The organism is Streptococcus xiaochunlingii (genome assembly GCF_006385805.1).
Taxonomy (GTDB): domain Bacteria; phylum Bacillota; class Bacilli; order Lactobacillales; family Streptococcaceae; genus Streptococcus; species Streptococcus xiaochunlingii.
This window is the reverse complement of sequence record NZ_VFSG01000001.1, coordinates 817960-835931: the sequence shown is the minus strand read 5'-3', so window position 1 is coordinate 835931 and position 17972 is coordinate 817960. Positions and strand designations below refer to the sequence as shown.

Sequence of the window (17972 nt, the reverse complement as noted above, 5' to 3'; positions counted from 1 at the left end):
ACGCGCTCGTTCTTTTTCAGACGGCCTTTATCCTGACTAATGTTTCACAATCACTAGCGATATTTTTTTCTAGGATCTTTAAACGTTCCTATAAATTTTAAGTCATTATAAAGTTTTTCTGGATCATCGGGTTTAAAAGTAGCGTTTGCATAATAATACAAAGAATTCCCTTCATTCCCACCTTTTTCTTTAGATGCTCTTATAATTTCTTCTGTGGCTTTTTTCGAATGCGTACCAATTTCTTCAGCTAAAATTTCAATTGGAACAATCTCTCCGTTTTTGGTACGAAAAGCTACAAAAAAGTCTGAATCAATAAATGAAACCCCAAAATCTGCAAATGCTGGACATTGAGAATCTGAATCTTCCATTCCTTCAGTGTATTTATTAAATTCATCTAACGTCTTATTTGATGTTCCTATCCATACAGAAATCATATTTTTTGTATCTGAATCAAGCATTTTAATCGTCCTTTCTCAGTTATTGAAAATTTAATTTAAAATTTATTTCATTACAGAGGCCGTCTAATAAACCAAAAAAAGCCGCGTGCGTGCGTACCGCTCACACCCCACGTCGGGATTTGAGGTTTTGCAGGCTACGGCTTGCTAAGTTGAAACTGAAGGTTTCATATTAATTATTAAGTATTTTGAATAAAGAAAATACCTGCTTGACTTCCAGATAGAAGTTTTTTCTTAATATTTTGGTCATAATAAAAATAACCAATACCATTCTGAAAAATATGTAACTTTTTATTTATATCTTCTTCTAATAATTGCAAGCAAAAACTAAACTTAGGAGAAGGATATATTATATCTTGTTCAAAATAAGGATTACCAAAAATTTTGGATACATCCAAGCCCATCCCTTTATCTTCAAAGAATAAATGTTCATCTTCATTGTATTTTGCATCAGCTTCTTTATCAACTTCATCAAGCCTTTCAAAAAATTTTCTTTCCAAAGAAATATTTCCCAAATCTTGATTGTTGATAGCTTGTTCCCTTTCATAAAGGATAGCGCAACTAAAACCATCATTTAGTAAAATCAAATCATCCTGACAATTAACAGTATATTTAGATGAAATAGAGTCTTTTACTCCTCCCAGTACATGCTCCTCTATAGAAATAAAAACAGAGATATAATAATTTCTACGAGGGAATACATTTTCAGGTAAAAAGTCAGAATAAAGAGTAAATAGATGCGTTTGATAGGCATCAGAATTTGGAACTTTAGGCCATAATTCTAACGGAATATGTTCGGCTCCTCCTCCAATATAACCAATACTATGTGGTGTTTTAGAAGAAGTAAAAAGTAATTTTGACATTTAAATTTCCTTTTTGCTATAATTCATCAAATCCAATAAATTCATAATAATTTTGCTCCTTCCATTCCTTCAAAGTATAAAGAAAAGGTAAGGAGAACATTTCCAATATTTTTTCTTTTAAATTTTCTGAGACCAAAAGCGTTCCTGAATAATTATAATTGGTAGACAGCAAAATATCCTTATCTGAATTAGTATATGCCTCCAGCGAAAAACCTTTTTCATCTCTTCCTAAATCTGGATAAACAATTTCATCCTCAATTTCCCAGCTAACTATTCTTACCAAATAATAGACTTCATTCGTCAATAGCTCACCTTTTGTATTGACAATAATTGCCTTGCTCATACCAAAATCATGATCAAACCCATATTTTTTTATAAATTCCAAAAAGCGCGCTGACATGATAAAGAAATCATTATATGGAAGAAAATCAAAAGTAACACCTCTTGCTTTCTTTAAGCAGACATAAACCTTTTCAGGCATCGGAGGAATTTCTTGCCCCTTTACGAACCAACTCCATGGAAAGTCAAAATCAGGATGCGTTTTTTTAGGGTTGAATTCCTCTGATATCCCTAGGACTCCACTACTTACTCGTGGCAACCCCATTTTTCCTGCTTTATCCATACTTTGCAGAGCATATCCCCATACTAATAACTTTTTCATAATACCCTCTTAAGATAATCGTTTTGGTGAGTTGACAGATGAACATCCTCCGACAGATACGGACTTACTCAAACGTTTTTTGAATCTGTCCGATTTTGTCGTAGACGTAATGGAGGACGTCGCTTCTTTGGTTAGAGCTTTGTATCAGGTTGCCAAGTCCACTCAGCACCATATTTTTTGAGTAAATCAAAGCTAGCTTGAGGTCCCATGCTACCAGCTTTGTAGTCATGGAGTGGAGCACCATTTTCTGCCCAAAGTTTCTCAATACGGTCAATCAATTTCCATGAGGCACTCACTTCATCCCAGTGGCTAAAGTTGGTTGAATTATTGTTTAAAACATCATAGATCAGTTTTTCATATGGATCTGGTGAAGCACCTGTAGCAGTCGCATCTGTTCGATAGTCAAGAGAATTTGGCGCAAGACTAAACTCTTCACCCACCTTCTTACCGTTAAGGCTAAGAGAGAAACCTTCAGTCGGTTGGATATAGATGGTCAGAACATTTGGCGCTAGAGGTTCACCGAAAATGGAATCCATTTGTTTGAAGACAATGTTTACGTGTGTTCCTTTTTCAGTTAGGCGTTTACCTGTACGGAAGAAGAAAGGTACACCACGGAAGCGATCAGTATCTACAAAGAATGCACCTGAAGCAAATGTTTCTGTCATAGATTCAGGGTTGACATTTGGTTCGCTACGGTAAGAGATGTATTTCATGCCATCAACTTTACCAGAACGATATTGACCACGGATAAATTGTTCTTTGAGTTCTTCATCTGTTGGATGATAGAGGTTCTTAAAGACCTTAATTTTTTCAGCTCGAATATCATCTTTGGTAAAGCTTGCTGGCTTGTCCATAGCAAGGAGTGACAGAAGTTGGAGGGTATGGTTTTGAACCATATCACGAAGGGCACCAGATTCATCATAGTAGCCACCACGTTCTTCAACACCTAGACGCTCTGCAAAGGTAATCTGTACGTTATCGATGTGCTCACGATTCCAAACATTTTCAAAAATCATATTGGCAAAGCGAATGGCAAAAATGCTCTGAATCATTTCCTTACCGAGATAGTGGTCAATACGATAGATTTGCTCTTCGTTAAAAGTAGCTAGGAGTTCTTCGTTTAGTTTGCTTGCAGTCTCATAGTCTGTTCCAAAAGGTTTTTCAACAATCAAACGTTCAAAGCCTTTACCGTCAACGATTTGCTCTGACTTGAGGTGTTTGGCGATGGTACCAAAGAATTGTGGTGCCATTGAGAGGAAGAAGAGCTTGTTGTGTTCAGTTTGATATTTTTCATTTAACTCAGCCTGAAGCTTGCGTAATTCGATATAGTGCTCAGTGTCATTAACATCGTGACTTTGGTAGTAAAAATGACTAGCAAAAGCTTGAGCCTCTTCTGCACTATCTGCCAAGTCTAAGATAGATTCGACAACAACAGATTCGAAATACTCTTTACTCCATGGTCTACGAGCAGTTCCAATAACAGCAAAATGATCAGATAGATTACCTGATTTGTAAAGTCTAAAGAGTGAAGGGTAGAGCTTGCGTTTAGCCAAATCTCCACTAGCACCGAAAATTGTTACAATAACTTTAGATGACATGTTCATACCTATTTTCTAACTTGATAAACCATATTTTACCATAAAATTCAGATAATTTCCCTTTGAAAGTAAAAGTATTCGGACTTTCATTTTGCAGGTTAAATGTATGACGCTATAAAAAAAGGTTGGACCGAAAGGTCACAACCGAGAGATGTTTAACAGCCTTTAAAAGACCCGATAGACATAAGGATTCGTAGGTTTTTCTACTGAGTGGGCTTCCTTTATTTCTAGGATAGGAAGGGTTTGACCAAGTTGTTTATGGTATTGGATCTTGAGAGTTCCAGTAGCCTGGACCCAGGTATTATCGTCATAGGTTTGGGAGGATCCTTTGGTTAACAAACCATAGACTCCTGAGTCGGCGATACAGTGGATAATTCCAAAACGGAAAAGGAACTGACTGCCTGGATCCTGGGGATCCTTATAAATGAAGCCGGTTAGGGTAAAGGTTTTTCCAGCAAATTCATCGGGATAGTCGTAGATCACTTCCATGACTTCCATATAGTTTTCTGTCGTGATCTGGATATGTTCTTGCTTGAGGTACTTCTTGGCTGCAGCCCTCATCTCAGATTCATAAGCAGACTTGGTAAAATAACTGCTGGTATCTGGCTTGAGGTATTGGCTGGTTGTGCCCTCATCAATTTGAATATCTTTGGAAGAGCCAGCCGCAATGGGGAAATGATAACCCTTGGCTGAAACCGTTTGGGAATCCAAGGTCACTGTCGGGAAGCCAATCCCTACAATCAAGGGAATCAGGAGCAGAAGAATACTCATGACTTTGGCTTTTTTACTGGCAAGGTGATTATGAACGGGCAGATTCTTCATCCAAATATAGAGCTGGACGACAGCCAAGAGGAAGGAAAGAATCATAGAGATATAGGCTAAATAGGAATAGTGCATATTGATGTATTGGTTGAGCTTACCAGAAAGCTGCAAATACATCGTAATTTCGAAATAGCCTGCTAAAATGAGAAATCGAATCATAGGACCACCCCCACAAACCAAGCATAAACCAAGACAACGAGACTGACGATGCTAATGAATTGGACAATAAAGCGATTGGTCAGATAATTCTTCATCATCAAGAGGTTCTTGACATCTAACATAGGTCCGATAACCAGAAAGGCTAAAACGGGAGCTAAGCCAAAACTCGAGAGAAGGGAAGAGCCGATAAAGGCGTCCGCCTCACTACACAAGGAGAGGAGGAAGGAGAGAAGCATAAGGAGGAGAATGGCTAGGAGTGGCGTCGCTGAAATAGAAGTCAGCACGCGAGTTGGCACATAAACCTGAACCACACTGGCAAATAAACAACCGAAGACCAGATAGCGTCCAGTGTCGAAAAACTCGTCAATGGCCTGCACAAACACTTGGAAGAAGCGTTGACCGGCAGATAGTTTTGAAAAGTCATGAATATGGACTTCCTTGCGGTTGGCCCGTTGAATAGAAGCTGTTTGGAAAAAACCTAGGAAAATTCCCAGAACAGTCGCCACCAAGATAGAGCCGATCGCCCGTAAGAGAGCCATTTGAATAGAATTGCCAAAGGCAGAATAAGTGGCAAAGAGGACAATGGGGTTAATAACCGGGGCTGTCACTAGGAAGGGCACAGCTGTATAGCTAGGCACCTTCTTCTCTAAAAAGCGATTGATGATGGGGACGATACCACACTCACAGGAAGGGAAAATAAAGCCAATCAAGGCCCCAAATAGAATTCTCCCCCATTTATTTTTGGGAAGGGCTCGGTAAACTTTTTCAGGGGTGATGTAGACATCAATCGCCCCTGAAATGATACTTCCAATTAAAACAAAGGGAAGGGCTTCAATCATAATCGAAAGAAAAATCGCTCCAGCCTGAAGGACACTGGTTGGCAACTGTTGGAAGAAACTCATTTGTTAGAATCCTTCTGCACTTTTTCCCCTGCTGTTTCATTCTTCTTGTCATCTGGTAAAGTGACTTGAGGGGGATCTGGGAAGACAGCAAATTCCTCAAAGAGTTTGTCTAAATCATCTGTTTTTGAAAATCTAATCGCCATGATAGGTCTCCTTTTCTTTTTTTCTCATTATATCAAATTCTCAAAAAAGAGGGGAAAATCAAGTTCAAAAAGAGGATGTAAGTGCAGTATAGAAGGCCTTCTATGGTATAATAGAAGCTATGGAAAAATATGAAAAAATAGCCCAAGAATTGGGTGTCAGTCTCAAACAAATTGATACTGTTTTGACCTTAACAGCAGAGGGATCCACCATCCCCTTTATCGCTCGGTATCGGAAAGATGCTACGGGTAATTTAGATGAAGTAGCCATCAAAGCTATTATCGACATGGACAAGTCTTTAACAGCCTTAGCCGATCGGAAAGAAACTATTCTCGCTAAGATTGAAGAGCTTGGGAAACTGACTCCAGCCTTAAAAGAAGCGATTGAGCAAGCTGAAAAATTGGCGGATGTGGAAGAATTGTATCTTCCCTATAAGGAAAAACGCCGGACCAAGGCAACCATTGCGCGTGAGGCAGGACTTTTCCCACTTGCTCGGATGATTCTGCAAGATCAAAAGGACTTGGAAACAGTAGCAGAAGAATTCCTATCTGAAGGATTTCCAACTGTAAAGGACGCAATCTCTGGTGCTATCGATATTTTGGTCGAAGCGATTGCAGAAGATCCGCAATTGCGCAACCTTACCTACCAGGAGATTCGCAAACACTCCTTAATCACTTCTAGCTTGAAGGATGAGAGCAAAGACGAGAAGCAAGTCTTCCAAATCTATTATGATTTTTCTGAGAAGATTGCAAACATGCAGGGCTACCGAACACTTGCCTTAAACCGTGGAGAAAAATTGGGGGTATTAAAGGTTGGTTTTGAGCATCCTGTAGACCGTTTGATTCGTCACTTTGAAGCTCGATTTAAATCGAAGAATAGCTACATCGAAGAAGTTATTAACCAAGCTCTGAAAAAGAAAATGCTACCAGCTATGGAGCGTCGAATTCGGACAGAATTGACAGAAGTGGCAGAAGATGGGGCCATTCAGCTTTTCTCTGAAAATCTTCGTCACCTCTTGCTGATTGCTCCCCTCAAGGGGCGCGTGGTCTTAGGCTTTGACCCAGCTTTCCGGACAGGAGCCAAATTGGCTGTTGTCGATCAAACAGGAAAGATGTTAACCACTCAGGTGATTTATCCTGTTGCACCGGCTAAACCAGCACAAATTGAAGCGGCCAAAGAAGAACTGAAACGGTTGATTCGTCAATACGGCGTGGAAATCATTGCGATCGGGAACGGGACGGCTAGTCGAGAGAGCGAAGCCTTTGTTGCGGAAGTTCTCAAGGAAGTTCCAAATGTCAGTTATGTTATTGTGAACGAGAGCGGGGCATCTGTCTATTCAGCTAGTGAATTGGCTCGCCATGAGTTTCCAGAACTGACGGTTGAAAAGCGCTCAGCCATCTCCATTGCCCGTCGGTTGCAGGATCCACTGGCTGAGTTGGTTAAGATTGATCCAAAATCAATTGGAGTCGGCCAGTACCAGCATGATGTCAGCCAGAAGAAATTATCTGAAAGCCTTGATTTCGTAGTCGATACCGTGGTAAACCAAGTTGGTGTCAACATTAACACTGCTAGTCCAGCCCTCTTGTCCCATGTGGCTGGTCTCAATAAAACCATTTCTGAGAACATCGTGAAGTACAGGGAAGAAGAAGGGTTGATCACTTCTCGGGCACAGATTAAAAAGGTTCCTCGTCTGGGAGCCAAGGCTTTTGAACAAGCAGCTGGTTTCTTACGGATTCCAGAAAGTGAGAATTTCCTCGATCGGACAGGGGTCCATCCAGAAAGTTACCCTGCAGTGAAGAAGCTCTTTACCTTACTAGGGATTCGAGAAATGGATGAAGAGGCCCAAGCTAAATTGAAACAAATTGACACGGTTCCTATGGCCCAGGAACTTGAAATTGGCCCTGAAACCTTGAAAGATATTGTCGCAGATCTTCTCAAACCAGGTCGCGATTTACGTGATTCTTTTGATGCTCCTGTCCTTCGTCAGGATGTTCTTGATTTGAAAGACTTGAAGATTGGTCAAAAACTAGAAGGAGTTGTCCGCAATGTTGTTGACTTTGGAGCCTTTGTCGATATTGGGATTCATGAAGATGGTTTGATCCACATTTCACAGATGAGTCAGCAATTTATCAAGCATCCAAGTCAAGTTGTTTCAGTTGGTGACCTAGTGACCGTTTGGGTCTACAAGATTGATTTAGAACGGGAAAAAGTAAATCTTTCCCTCTTGGCACCACATGAATCTGACTAAATACGTTCAAGAAGTATCGCTGGAAGATTTTGGTCGCCCTTTTCTTCACCAAGCCATCTGGAACCCTCGCTTGCGGTCGACTGGCGGTCGCTTCTTTCCTAAAGATGGTCATCTGGATTTCAATCCCAGAATCCTAGAAAGATTTGGCTGGGAGATTTTTCGAAAGATTGTCCGCCATGAGTTGTGTCACTACCATCTCTACTATATGAAGAAGGGCTATCGCCATCAGGATCAAGATTTCAAGGCCTTGCTCAAAAAGGTAGACGGCTTGCGGTATGCCCCTTCAGTTGATAAGGGAAACTATAAGATTTATATTTGTACGAGCTGTGGGCAAGAATTCAGGAGAAAGTGGCAGATTGATCTGCAAAAGTACCGCTGTGGGCGGTGTCGAGGACTACTTAAGTATCAAGGGACAATTGATCCAGGAAATCGGCCTTGAGTCGGATGACAGTGACTTGATTTCGGGATATACTGTTCTAAAATAATAGGAGGTAGGCCCTTGAATCCAACTTTTTATAAATTACGTCGAGGCAGAATCGTTTTCGGAGTATTTGCTGGACTAGCGGATCGATTTGGGCTCGATGCAAACCTATTGCGTTTTCTCTTTGTGCTCTTTAGTATCTTTCATGCTTATGGGCTTGTAGGCTTGGCTATTTATTGCCTGTGTGCCTTCTCCTTGCCGTATAAAGAAGACCTTGAAAGAGAAAAGTATGGCCTCGGACCTCGTAAACGGAAGGATGCACAAGTAATCAAAGACGATGATCCATTCTTTTAAAGAATTTTCATGAATCAAATAAGAATGTGGAGAAGGGCTTGGCCTTTCTCCATCTTTGTTTTTTTAACTAAAAAAGAGGACGATGGAAAAATGGGATAACAAGGATAAAGAGAAACATCAAAGAGTACTGGAATAAGTGTGAGAATAATAGCATCAGTTTCGATACCAAAAAAAGATGCTTGAGCAAGTCTTACCTGGGATAATTTGCTATAATAGTAAGAGAAAACAAAAAGGGAGAAGCCTATGGCAATAACAGTCCGAGATTTAATTGATAAGCTTCGTTTGAAGGTTGTGTACGGCAATGAAAGCCTATTTGAAAAAGAAATCACAACGGCAGATATTTCACGTCCTGGACTTGAAATGACAGGATATTTTGATTACTATACTCCAGAACGAATTCAATTGGTTGGGATGAAAGAGTGGTCTTACCTCATCAAAATGACCTCCCACAATCGTCACCAAGTTTTGAGAAAGATGTTCCAGCCGGAAACACCGGTACTCATCATCGCGCGGGATCTAGAGGTTCCCGAAGAAATGCTTCTCGCCGCTGAGGAAAAGCAAATCGCTATTCTCAGCAGTCGCGTTCCCACTAGTCGATTGTCTGGTGAACTATCAAGCTACCTAGATTCTCTCCTTGCGGAAAGAACCAGTGTCCATGGTGTCTTGATGGATATCTATGGTATGGGGGTTCTGATCCAAGGAGATAGCGGAATCGGGAAGAGTGAGACTGGGTTAGAGCTAGTCAAACGAGGCCATCGTTTGGTAGCAGACGACCGGGTAGATGTCTTCGCCCGTGATGAGATGACCTTGTGGGGTGAGCCTGCTGAAATTCTACGCCATCTGCTAGAGATTCGGGGAGTAGGGATCATTGATGTTATGAGTCTCTATGGTGCTAGTGCAGTGAAAGATTCTTCTCAAGTTCAAATCGCGGTTTACTTGGAAAACTACACTAAGGAACAAACCTACGATCGTCTTGGCAACAATGCGGAAGAAATTGAGTTCTGTGGAGTGACTATTCCAAGAATTCGCATCCCTGTTAAGACAGGTCGTAATATTTCCGTTGTCATTGAAGCAGCAGCGATGAACTACCGCGCCAAAGAAATGGGATATGATGCTACTAAAACCTTTGAAGATCGATTGACCCAGTTGATTGATCAAAATGAGGTGAAAGTATGAATCCAGTAGCTATTCAACTCGGTCCCTTTAGTATCCGTTGGTATGCGATTTGTATTATCCTCGGTCTCCTTTTGGCAGTCATCCTGTCTATGAAAGAAGCACCTCGTAAAGGGATAGAGTCAGACGATATCATTGATTTCATTCTGATTGCTTTTCCAGTAGCGATCATAGGGGCCCGTCTCTACTATGTTATTTTTCGATGGTCATATTTCAGGGAAAATCCAGGAGAGATTTTTGCCGTATGGAACGGTGGGATCGCTATCTATGGTGGACTCCTGGCAGGAGCTCTGGTCCTCTACCTATTTTCACGCAGTCGTTTGATTGATCCAGTTGATTTTTTAGATATCGCTGCACCGAGTGTCATGATTGCTCAAAGTATTGGCCGTTGGGGCAATTTTGTTAACCAAGAAGCCTACGGAGCCATTGTTAAGAATTTAGATTATTTACCTTCTTTCATTCGGAATCAGATGTTTATTGATGGACATTACCGCCAACCGACCTTCTTATATGAATCTTGTTGGAACTTGCTTGGTTTTGTGCTGATTCTTTACTTGCGTCGTCGTCCGAAACTTTTGAGAAAGGGCGAAGTTACTGCTTTCTATCTGATCTGGTATGGCTTTGGTCGAATGATTATTGAAGGAATGCGGACAGATAGCTTGATGTTTTTGGGAATTCGAGTTTCACAATGGCTTTCCCTGATCCTCATCCTACTTGGAATCAACATCATGATCTATCAACGAAAAAAGAATGCACCATTTTATAGAACGGAAATAGATTAAGGAGAAAAGAAATGTTTATTGAAATTGCCTATGGGCTTTTAGGGTTAGCTTTAGTAGTTTTGGTCATCTACTTGATTATCTTGTTTTCAAAGATTGGAAAAGTTGTAGATGAGACTCAGGTAACGATTAAGACCTTGACATCAGATGTGAATGTAACCTTACACCAAACCAATGAGTTGTTAGCAAAAGTGAATGTTTTGACAGAAGATTTGAATCAAAAAGTTGCAACCATTGATCCACTCTTCACTGCAGTGGCAGATTTGTCTGTATCTGTATCAGATCTGAATGATCAAGCGCGTCAGATTAGCAAAAAAGCTGTCGTAGTTGGTGGGAAAACCGTTAAAACATCTGTCGGATTAAAAGCAGCTCGCATGGCTATGAAATTATTTAAATAAGAAAAGAGGTACATTATGGGACGTTTATCATCATTGTTAATTGGAACGATCACTGGCGCATCTGTTGCCTACTTCCTGACAACAGAAAAAGGGAAAGAGTTGACTGGGAAAGTCAAAGGTTTTGTAAAAGAATACCAAGAAAATCCACAAGAAGTTCATGATTCAGTGAAACAATCTGCAATGGAGCTATCCAAGCAAGCATCAGACGCTATTCAGCAAACCAAAGAAAAAGTTGAAAGTGGCGAGATCAACAAAGACACTGTTATCGAGACAGTGAAAGATAAGACGCAGGATGTGGTAGAATTTTCACAAGATGCTATCCAAACGATTAAGGAAAAAATCCAGCAAAAGACCGGCAATCAAGCAAGTCCTTTTCAGCCTAAACAGGAAAAAGAAAGTGAAGAGATTGTCCTTGAATTAGAAGAAACAGCTGTAGAAGAAGAATAAAATAATCCCTCACCATTGGTGAGGGATTCAGATTGAAGATAAAGTCTTCTGAAAAACTTCCCTTAGGTGAGTACGGACGTCAGCGAACTTCGAAGAAGTTCCATGACTTAGTTTTGAGCCTAAGGTCTCAAAACTCCCGAGTGCCTGAAACAACTTTGTTTCAGGCACTTTTCTCACAGCGGAAAGTTTTTAATCTTCTCAAATGGCTAAAAAAGTAAAAGTCATTTTTTGAAAATCGTTAAGCTGTTTTATGTAACACAATGGTTAGTCAATATTCAATAATCCCTCACCAATGGTGAGGGATTTCTTTTATGAAATGACAAACGAGGATGGGAAATGCCAAAAAGCCTCCCGAAGGAGGCTAAAAATGTAATCTTAGTCCTGTTTCCGTTTTAACTGGAAAATGCGGAAAGCTTGGATACTTCCCAAACTACAAGCAATTGCTGAGGCAAAAGCAAAGAAGGTATTCATCTTCATTGATAAAAAGACGAAACTAAATAAAACAGTTAAGACACAAAACACAGCAATATTAAGGAAAAATAGTAGCTCACTTAATTGCGGAGCTGGTTCAGTATCAAGGTTAAAATCATAATTAGTTGTTGTATTCTCTTGTTGAAGAGGGACTTCGACATAGTCGTATTCTTCAACAACTCTAAGTTTTCTTGCGGGCATATTTCTCTCTCCTAACAGTACTCTATTATTTTAACACGTTTTCAAGCATAGAAATGTTACAAAACTGTTACAATTTTTACAAAATTAAGAAATTTAGAGAGCAAAATGACTTTTTTGGTATAATAGTTTTCATGAAAAAGATAATTATTACAGCTACAGCTGAAAGTATTGAACAGGTTCAAGCCCTTCTAGAAGTAGGTGTGGACCGTATTTATGTCGGAGAAAAGGAATTTGGATTACGACTTCCTCACACTTTCTCGTATGACGAATTAAGTCGAATTTCTGATCTAGTCCATGCGGCAGGTAAGGAAATGACAGTGGCTGTCAATGCCTTGATGCACCAAGACATGATGGATCGTATCAAACCATTTTTAGATTTCCTTGCTTCGATTAACGTCGATTATATCACGGTAGGAGATGCAGGCGTCTTTTATGTATTGAAGCGGGATGGCTACAGCTTTAAAACCATTTATGATGCTTCAACTATGGTGACAAGTAGCCGTCAGATTAATTTCTGGGGACAAAAGGCTGGTGCTTCAGAAGCTGTTCTTGCTCGAGAAATCCCATCTGCAGAGCTTTTCAAGATGCCAGAAATCTTAGAGATTCCTGCTGAGGTATTGGTTTATGGGGCTAGTGTGATTCACCATTCCAAACGCCCTCTTTTGCAGAATTACTACAATTTTACGCACATCGATGACGAAAAGACGAGAGAGCGCGATCTCTTTTTGGCAGAACCAGGAGATCCAGAAAGCCACTATTCTATCTTTGAGGACAAGCATGGAACTCATATTTTTGCCAATAATGACCTGGATTTGATGACCAAACTCTCTGAGTTAGTCGAGCATGATTTCACCCACTGGAAGTTAGAGGGGATTTATACACCTGGTCAAAACTTTGTGGAAATTGCCAAGTGTTTTGTGAAAGCGCGTGAGCTTCTAGAAGCTGGGACTTTCACATCTGATCAAGCCTTCTTATTGGATGAACAGATTCACCAATTGCATCCTAAGAATCGTTTCCTTGACACTGGATTTTATGATTACGATCCAGACATGGTTAAATAAAGGAGAAAAGCCTGCCAAGAGTGCGGGCCTTCCTTTTTGGTGATGGTAAAGAATGAGAATTGTCAAAACAATTCCCAAACCATTGCCTTTCGACTGGATTTGCTATAAAATAGACAAGATTGATAATCTAACTAATATACTTGTAATATACTAGGAGATATGATGACAAAACAATTGAAACGTCCTGAGGTTCTATCACCTGCGGGAACACTTGAGAAACTAAAGGTTGCTGTGCGCTATGGTGCGGATGCAGTCTTCATCGGTGGTCAGGCCTATGGTCTTCGTAGCCGTGCAGGAAACTTCACCTTTGAGCAAATGGAAGAAGGTGTCCAATTTGCGGCCAAGTATGGAGCCAAGGTCTATGTTGCAGCCAATATGGTCATGCATGAAGGAAATGAAGTTGGAGCTGGTGAATGGTTCCGTCGCTTACGGGATATCGGAATCGCAGCGGTCATTGTATCAGACCCTGCCCTGATTACCATCGCAGCGACAGAAGCACCTGGTTTGGAAATTCACCTCTCTACCCAAGCTAGTGCCACCAACTATGAAACTCTAGAGTTTTGGAAAGACTTGGGCTTGACACGGGTCGTTTTGGCTCGGGAAGTTTCAATGGAAGAACTAGCGGAAATTCGTAAGCGGACGGATGTTGAAATTGAAGCCTTTGTTCACGGAGCAATGTGTATCTCCTACTCTGGCCGTTGTACCTTGTCCAATCATATGAGTATGCGTGATGCCAACCGTGGAGGATGTTCCCAATCTTGTCGTTGGAAGTACGATCTCTACGATATGCCATTTGGCCAAGAACGTAAGAGTCTCAAAGGGGAAATCCCTGAAGAATTCTCGATGTCAGCTGTGGACATGTCGATGATTGACCATATCCCTGATATGATTGAAAATGGAGTGGACAGCCTCAAGATTGAAGGTCGGATGAAGTCCATTCACTATGTCTCTACCGTAACGAACTGCTACAAGGCAGCTGTTGATGCTTATTTGGAAAGTCCTGAGAAGTTTGAAGCGATTAAGCAAGATCTAGTAGATGAAATGTGGAAGGTAGCCCAACGTGAGTTGGCTACAGGATTCTATTACGGAACACCATCTGAAAACGAGCAACTGTTTGGGGCTCGTCGGAAGATTCCAGAGTACAAGTTTGTCGGAGAAGTGGTAGCCTATGATGCGGACAAGCAAATTGCGACCATTCGACAACGGAATGTCATCAATGAAGGAGACCAAGTAGAATTTTACGGACCTGGGTTCCGTCATTTTGAAACAGTCATTGAAGATTTGCATGATGCCAAGGGTAATAAAATTGATCGGGCTCCAAATCCAATGGAGTTATTGACTATACATATGCCAACACCAGTTGAACCAGGTGATATGATCCGTGCACTCAAAGAAGGCTTGATCAACCTCTATAAAGAAGATGGAACTAGTCAAACAGTTCGTGCATAAAACGTAAAAAAAAAACACCGCATGCTTCCCAAGCTTGGAAGTTTACGGTGTTTTTTGTTGTGCGATTCGAATCGTATGTGGAACGAGACTAATCTTTTGAATGTCTGAAATTCGAATGATAGTTGACATACTCTTTTTAAAATTCTTGACAATGAGTTGTTTTCGTTCCTGATCATATTTCACGATATCGCCTGTAAAACTCTTATTTTGGAAGATGACATGGACTCCTTGTTTTTTTCGAAGGGCCAGTTCAATAATTTGAATCGTTTTACCATCCTCTAAAGGAGCTGGTTGAGAGGTTTTATCGTTGAAAAATACATTGGCTCGGTCCTTGAGAAGCTCAAGAAATCTTTTCATAGCATAATTCTCCATAAGTTGATACAATATATTATAGAAAATTTCATTCATTTTGTAAAATTTTTTACGAATTATTAAGGTGAAAGACATTGAAAGGAGTATGAAATGGCAGATTTTAGTTTTGAAATTGAAGAACAACTCTTGGTCTTATCTGAAAATGAAAAAGGATGGACCAAGGAGTTAAACCGGGTTAGCTTTAATGGAGCACCTGCCAAGTATGATATCCGAACTTGGAGCCCAGACCATACGAAGATGGGCAAGGGGATCACGCTCACCAATGAAGAATTCCAAGTTCTGCTAGATGCATTTAAACAGTAATAGGCTGAGTAAGAAAGAGAGTGGGACAGAAATCAGTAATTCATTAGAATTCGATTTCGTCGTCCCAACTCCGCATAGTTGAGTAGGGTTGTAAAAGCTGATGAAATCAGCGTGGTAGAGCCCCCTCAACCACTGCGTCTTGCTCGATAATCCATAGACAATTGAGAGACTAGGACTTTTGTCCCAGCCTCTTTTTTGCTGCTTTCTATAATTATAGTTTGAAACTATATCCCATTCAAGAAAACAAGATTAACGCAAATCATTGTGGATGATGGGATAGACTGTTATAATAACCTTATTCGTTTATCTCATGTAGCACTTATAGGAAAGGAATCCATATGTCAGATTTATTAAGTATTTATAAAGAATTGCAAGCTAAAAAATGGGTGGACTTGAGTCACCAAATTAATGCAGAAAGTCCACACTTCCCAGCTCTTCCTGCCTTGCAACAAGAAGACCTCTTCACATTAAAAGATGGCTTCCATGTTCAAAAATTTACAGTGGTTGGTCAATACGGAACGCATATTGATGCACCAATTCACTTTGTTGAAGGTGGTCGTTGGTTGGATGAGATTGACCTCAAAGATCTCCTCTTGCCACTCTATGTTATCGACAAGTCTAAAGAAGTTGCAGCCAATCCAAACTTTATCTTGAGCAAACAAGATATTTTGGATTTTGAAGCTGAACATGGACAAATTGCTGAGGGTGCTTTTGTTGCCTTCCGTAGTGATTGGTCAAAACGTTGGCCAGATCAAGATGCTATGCGTAATCTGGATGAAAATGGGGTTCAACAAAGTCCAGGATGGAGCCGTGAAGCCTTGGAATTCTTGATTCATGAACGCCATGTCAAGGCTGTGGGCCATGAAACCTTCGACACAGATGCTGGTATTCCAGCAGCAGAGCATGGCTTGGTCAATGAATACTACCTTTTGGAGCAAAATATCTACCAAGTAGAAGTCTTAAACCACTTGGATCAAGTGCCAGCAGTAGGTGCCTTGATTTCAATTGCCTTCCCTCACTGGGACAAGGCAACTGGTTCACCTGTCCGTGCCATTGCTATCTTGCCTTAAAAAAACAGAGCCTGAAGCGAATCTTCAGGCTCTTTTATATGGATGTTGAAATCTATTTTTGAATCTGATGGTTATCTTATCAAACCTTGTTATCTTACAAAAATGTAAGGAAAGAAAGTTAAAATGAAAGATTAGACTATGGTAGCTCCAATGATGATCCATTAAAATTTAAACAGAAGAAAAAGGCTTGTCAGACAAACCTTTTCTAATGTTAGCGCATGGTAACGAATTCTTCGGATCCAGTTGGATGAATAGCGACGGTCGCATCGAAATCAGCTTTTGTCGCTCCCATCTTGATAGCAACGGCAAATCCTTGGATCATTTCATCTACCCCATACCCAAGACCATGGAGACCGACAACGGTTTCTTCCGGTCCTGCAGTGATGAGTTTAAATTTAGCCAACTGACGATGCTGGGTCACAGCTGAATACATAGAGGCGAAACTTGAAGTATAGACCTTGATAGCTTCTTTTCCATATTGTTTTTCGGCTTCTTCTTGAGTGAGACCGACTGTACCAATAGCGGGATGGGAAAAGATAACGGTCGGAATGGTTGCGTAGTCCATTTTAGCATCGGTTTTTCCATTAAAGAGACGTTCGGATAGGGTACGCCCTGCCTTGATAGCGACAGGAGTTAATTCTTTTTCGCCCGTGACATCTCCAAGAGCATAGATGCCAGGAACAACCGTATTCTGGTATTCATCCACTGCAATGAATCCTTTTTCATTTAAGGTGACGCCTGCAGCTTCTAGATCGAGGTCTTGGACGTTTGGTTTTCGGCCGGTTGCCCAGATGACATGATCAGCGACAAAAGATGATTGATCTTCGAAATAGACTCGGACTTGACCATTTTCTTCCTTCGTGAGTCGGACAGGAACCTTGTGAGGATGGAGAGGCAATCCTTGTTTATCCATCTCCTCCATTAAGCCATCGACAATGTATGAATCAAACTTTCTTAAAGGACGATCACCTCGAACGAAGAGGTCTGTCTTAACACCAAGGGCATGTAGCACACCGGCTAGTTCTACCGCAATGTAGCCAGCGCCAATAATGGCAACTGATTTTGGTAGTTCTTCCCAAGCAAAGACATCATCAGAGGTTTCTCCTAGGTCTGCTCCAGGTAGATCTGGGATGTAAGCATGAGCCCCTGTAGCGATCACAATGTGTTTAGCCTTGATGGTTTCCCCGTTGACTTCGACTGTATGGGCGTCGACAAAGCGAGCGCGACCTTGGATATACTCCACACCATTTCGTTTAAAACTGCCATCATAAGAAGAACGAGCCCGATCAATATAAGCTTCGCGATTTTTTCTTAAGGTCGCAAAATCAAAATTGGTCTGTTCAGAAGTAAACCCATAATCTGGACCGTAATCACGAATGGCTTCAGCAATTTGGGCGCCATACCACATAATTTTTTTAGGGACACATCCTTTGTTGACACAGGTCCCACCTAGTTGCTTTTCTTCAATAACAGCAGCTCGGGCTCCATGTTCTCCAGCTCGGTTCATGGTAGCAATCCCTCCGCTACCTCCACCAATGGAGATAATATCAAATTCTTTCATGGTTAGTACTCCTTTGTTGATTTACACTTTCATTGTAACAACAAAGGTTACAAAAATCAAGAA

At 40.8% G+C, this 17972-nt stretch carries 21 protein-coding genes; 11 read left to right on the top strand and 10 right to left on the bottom strand.

Translation table 11 applies throughout. From position 1 onward, the window contains the following. Positions 1–53: 53 nt before the first annotated feature. The 7 genes from FJR71_RS04215 to FJR71_RS09950 all read right to left on the bottom strand — a co-directional run bounded on the left by FJR71_RS04215 (position 54) and on the right by FJR71_RS09950 (position 5603). Complete coding sequence (locus tag FJR71_RS04215; RefSeq protein ID WP_140814185.1) at positions 54–458, bottom strand: immunity 22 family protein; 405 nt, start codon at positions 456–458, stop codon at positions 54–56. A 176-nt stretch (positions 459–634) separates the two neighbouring features. Then, a complete protein-coding gene (locus FJR71_RS04210; RefSeq protein ID WP_140814184.1) occupies positions 635–1318 on the bottom strand; it encodes a hypothetical protein in 684 nt (227 codons plus the stop codon). A 16-nt stretch (positions 1319–1334) separates the two neighbouring features. Next, a complete protein-coding gene (locus FJR71_RS04205; protein WP_140814183.1) occupies positions 1335–1979 on the bottom strand; it encodes an Imm43 family immunity protein in 645 nt (214 codons plus the stop codon). A gap of 131 nt (positions 1980–2110) precedes the next feature. Next, positions 2111–3577, bottom strand: coding sequence for a glucose-6-phosphate dehydrogenase (zwf, locus tag FJR71_RS04200; protein WP_140814182.1), 1467 nt, complete (start codon positions 3575–3577; stop codon positions 2111–2113). Positions 3578–3742: 165 nt separating this feature from the next. Continuing rightward, the gene (locus FJR71_RS04195) at positions 3743–4558 is read right to left on the bottom strand and encodes a TIGR03943 family putative permease subunit (RefSeq protein ID WP_140814181.1); all 816 of its coding nucleotides are present in this window, start codon (positions 4556–4558) and stop codon (positions 3743–3745) included. Then, complete coding sequence (locus tag FJR71_RS04190) at positions 4555–5460, bottom strand: permease (RefSeq protein ID WP_140814180.1); 906 nt, start codon at positions 5458–5460, stop codon at positions 4555–4557. The genes FJR71_RS04195 and FJR71_RS04190 overlap by 4 nt, the downstream gene beginning before the upstream one ends. Continuing rightward, positions 5457–5603, bottom strand: coding sequence for an SPJ_0845 family protein (locus FJR71_RS09950; RefSeq protein ID WP_172605095.1), 147 nt, complete (start codon positions 5601–5603; stop codon positions 5457–5459). Before FJR71_RS09950 ends, FJR71_RS04190 begins: the two co-directional genes overlap by 4 nt. A gap of 119 nt (positions 5604–5722) precedes the next feature. Between FJR71_RS09950 and FJR71_RS04185 the strand changes: the two genes are divergently transcribed. The 7 genes from FJR71_RS04185 to FJR71_RS04155 all read left to right on the top strand — a co-directional run bounded on the left by FJR71_RS04185 (position 5723) and on the right by FJR71_RS04155 (position 11421). After that, positions 5723–7849: a Tex family protein gene (locus FJR71_RS04185; protein ID WP_140814179.1), complete on the top strand. Its 2127-nt coding sequence runs from the start codon at positions 5723–5725 to the stop codon at positions 7847–7849. Next, on the top strand, positions 7836–8288 hold the full coding sequence (locus tag FJR71_RS04180) for a SprT family protein (protein WP_140814178.1): 453 nt from the start codon (positions 7836–7838) through the stop codon (positions 8286–8288). Before FJR71_RS04185 ends, FJR71_RS04180 begins: the two co-directional genes overlap by 14 nt. Before the next feature lie 60 nt (positions 8289–8348). Further along, complete coding sequence (locus FJR71_RS04175) at positions 8349–8624, top strand: PspC domain-containing protein (protein WP_048689503.1); 276 nt, start codon at positions 8349–8351, stop codon at positions 8622–8624. A gap of 243 nt (positions 8625–8867) precedes the next feature. Next, complete coding sequence (gene hprK, locus FJR71_RS04170; RefSeq protein ID WP_048689500.1) at positions 8868–9800, top strand: HPr(Ser) kinase/phosphatase; 933 nt, start codon at positions 8868–8870, stop codon at positions 9798–9800. Further along, the gene (gene lgt / locus FJR71_RS04165) at positions 9797–10579 is read left to right on the top strand and encodes a prolipoprotein diacylglyceryl transferase (protein ID WP_140814177.1); all 783 of its coding nucleotides are present in this window, start codon (positions 9797–9799) and stop codon (positions 10577–10579) included. The genes hprK and lgt overlap by 4 nt, the downstream gene beginning before the upstream one ends. Positions 10580–10590: 11 nt before the next feature. Next, entirely contained in the window at positions 10591–10974 is a 384-nt protein-coding gene (locus tag FJR71_RS04160) for a DUF948 domain-containing protein (protein ID WP_006595909.1), read from the top strand. A 15-nt stretch (positions 10975–10989) separates the two neighbouring features. Then, a complete protein-coding gene (locus FJR71_RS04155) occupies positions 10990–11421 on the top strand; it encodes a YtxH domain-containing protein (protein WP_048689494.1) in 432 nt (143 codons plus the stop codon). Between the two features lie 375 nt (positions 11422–11796). On the opposite strand, the gene FJR71_RS04150 is transcribed toward FJR71_RS04155, so the two are convergent. Further along, on the bottom strand, positions 11797–12093 hold the full coding sequence (locus FJR71_RS04150; protein WP_048689491.1) for a DUF3270 family protein: 297 nt from the start codon (positions 12091–12093) through the stop codon (positions 11797–11799). A 131-nt stretch (positions 12094–12224) separates the two neighbouring features. On the opposite strand from FJR71_RS04150, the gene FJR71_RS04145 reads away from it, so the two are divergent. Next, positions 12225–13154 carry a peptidase U32 family protein gene (locus tag FJR71_RS04145; RefSeq protein WP_048689487.1) on the top strand — a complete coding sequence of 310 codons (930 nt, stop codon included), beginning with the start codon at positions 12225–12227 and terminating at the stop codon, positions 13152–13154. Positions 13155–13316: 162 nt separating this feature from the next. Beyond that, positions 13317–14603, top strand: coding sequence for a peptidase U32 family protein (locus tag FJR71_RS04140; RefSeq protein WP_048789336.1), 1287 nt, complete (start codon positions 13317–13319; stop codon positions 14601–14603). 42 nt (positions 14604–14645) lie between these two features. Here the strand turns inward: FJR71_RS04140 and FJR71_RS04135 are convergent, their stop codons facing one another. Next, a complete protein-coding gene (locus FJR71_RS04135; RefSeq protein ID WP_172605094.1) occupies positions 14646–14975 on the bottom strand; it encodes a hypothetical protein in 330 nt (109 codons plus the stop codon). Between the two features lie 90 nt (positions 14976–15065). Between FJR71_RS04135 and FJR71_RS04130 the strand changes: the two genes are divergently transcribed. Together FJR71_RS04130 and FJR71_RS04120 are read left to right on the top strand one after the other, a co-directional pair. Beyond that, complete coding sequence (locus FJR71_RS04130; protein ID WP_006597402.1) at positions 15066–15278, top strand: YdbC family protein; 213 nt, start codon at positions 15066–15068, stop codon at positions 15276–15278. A 338-nt stretch (positions 15279–15616) separates the two neighbouring features. Continuing rightward, a complete protein-coding gene (locus tag FJR71_RS04120) occupies positions 15617–16348 on the top strand; it encodes a cyclase family protein (protein WP_048689477.1) in 732 nt (243 codons plus the stop codon). A 211-nt stretch (positions 16349–16559) separates the two neighbouring features. On the opposite strand, the gene gorA is transcribed toward FJR71_RS04120, so the two are convergent. Further along, on the bottom strand, positions 16560–17909 hold the full coding sequence (gorA, locus tag FJR71_RS04115; RefSeq protein WP_048689474.1) for a glutathione-disulfide reductase: 1350 nt from the start codon (positions 17907–17909) through the stop codon (positions 16560–16562). Positions 17910–17972 lie beyond the last annotated feature (63 nt).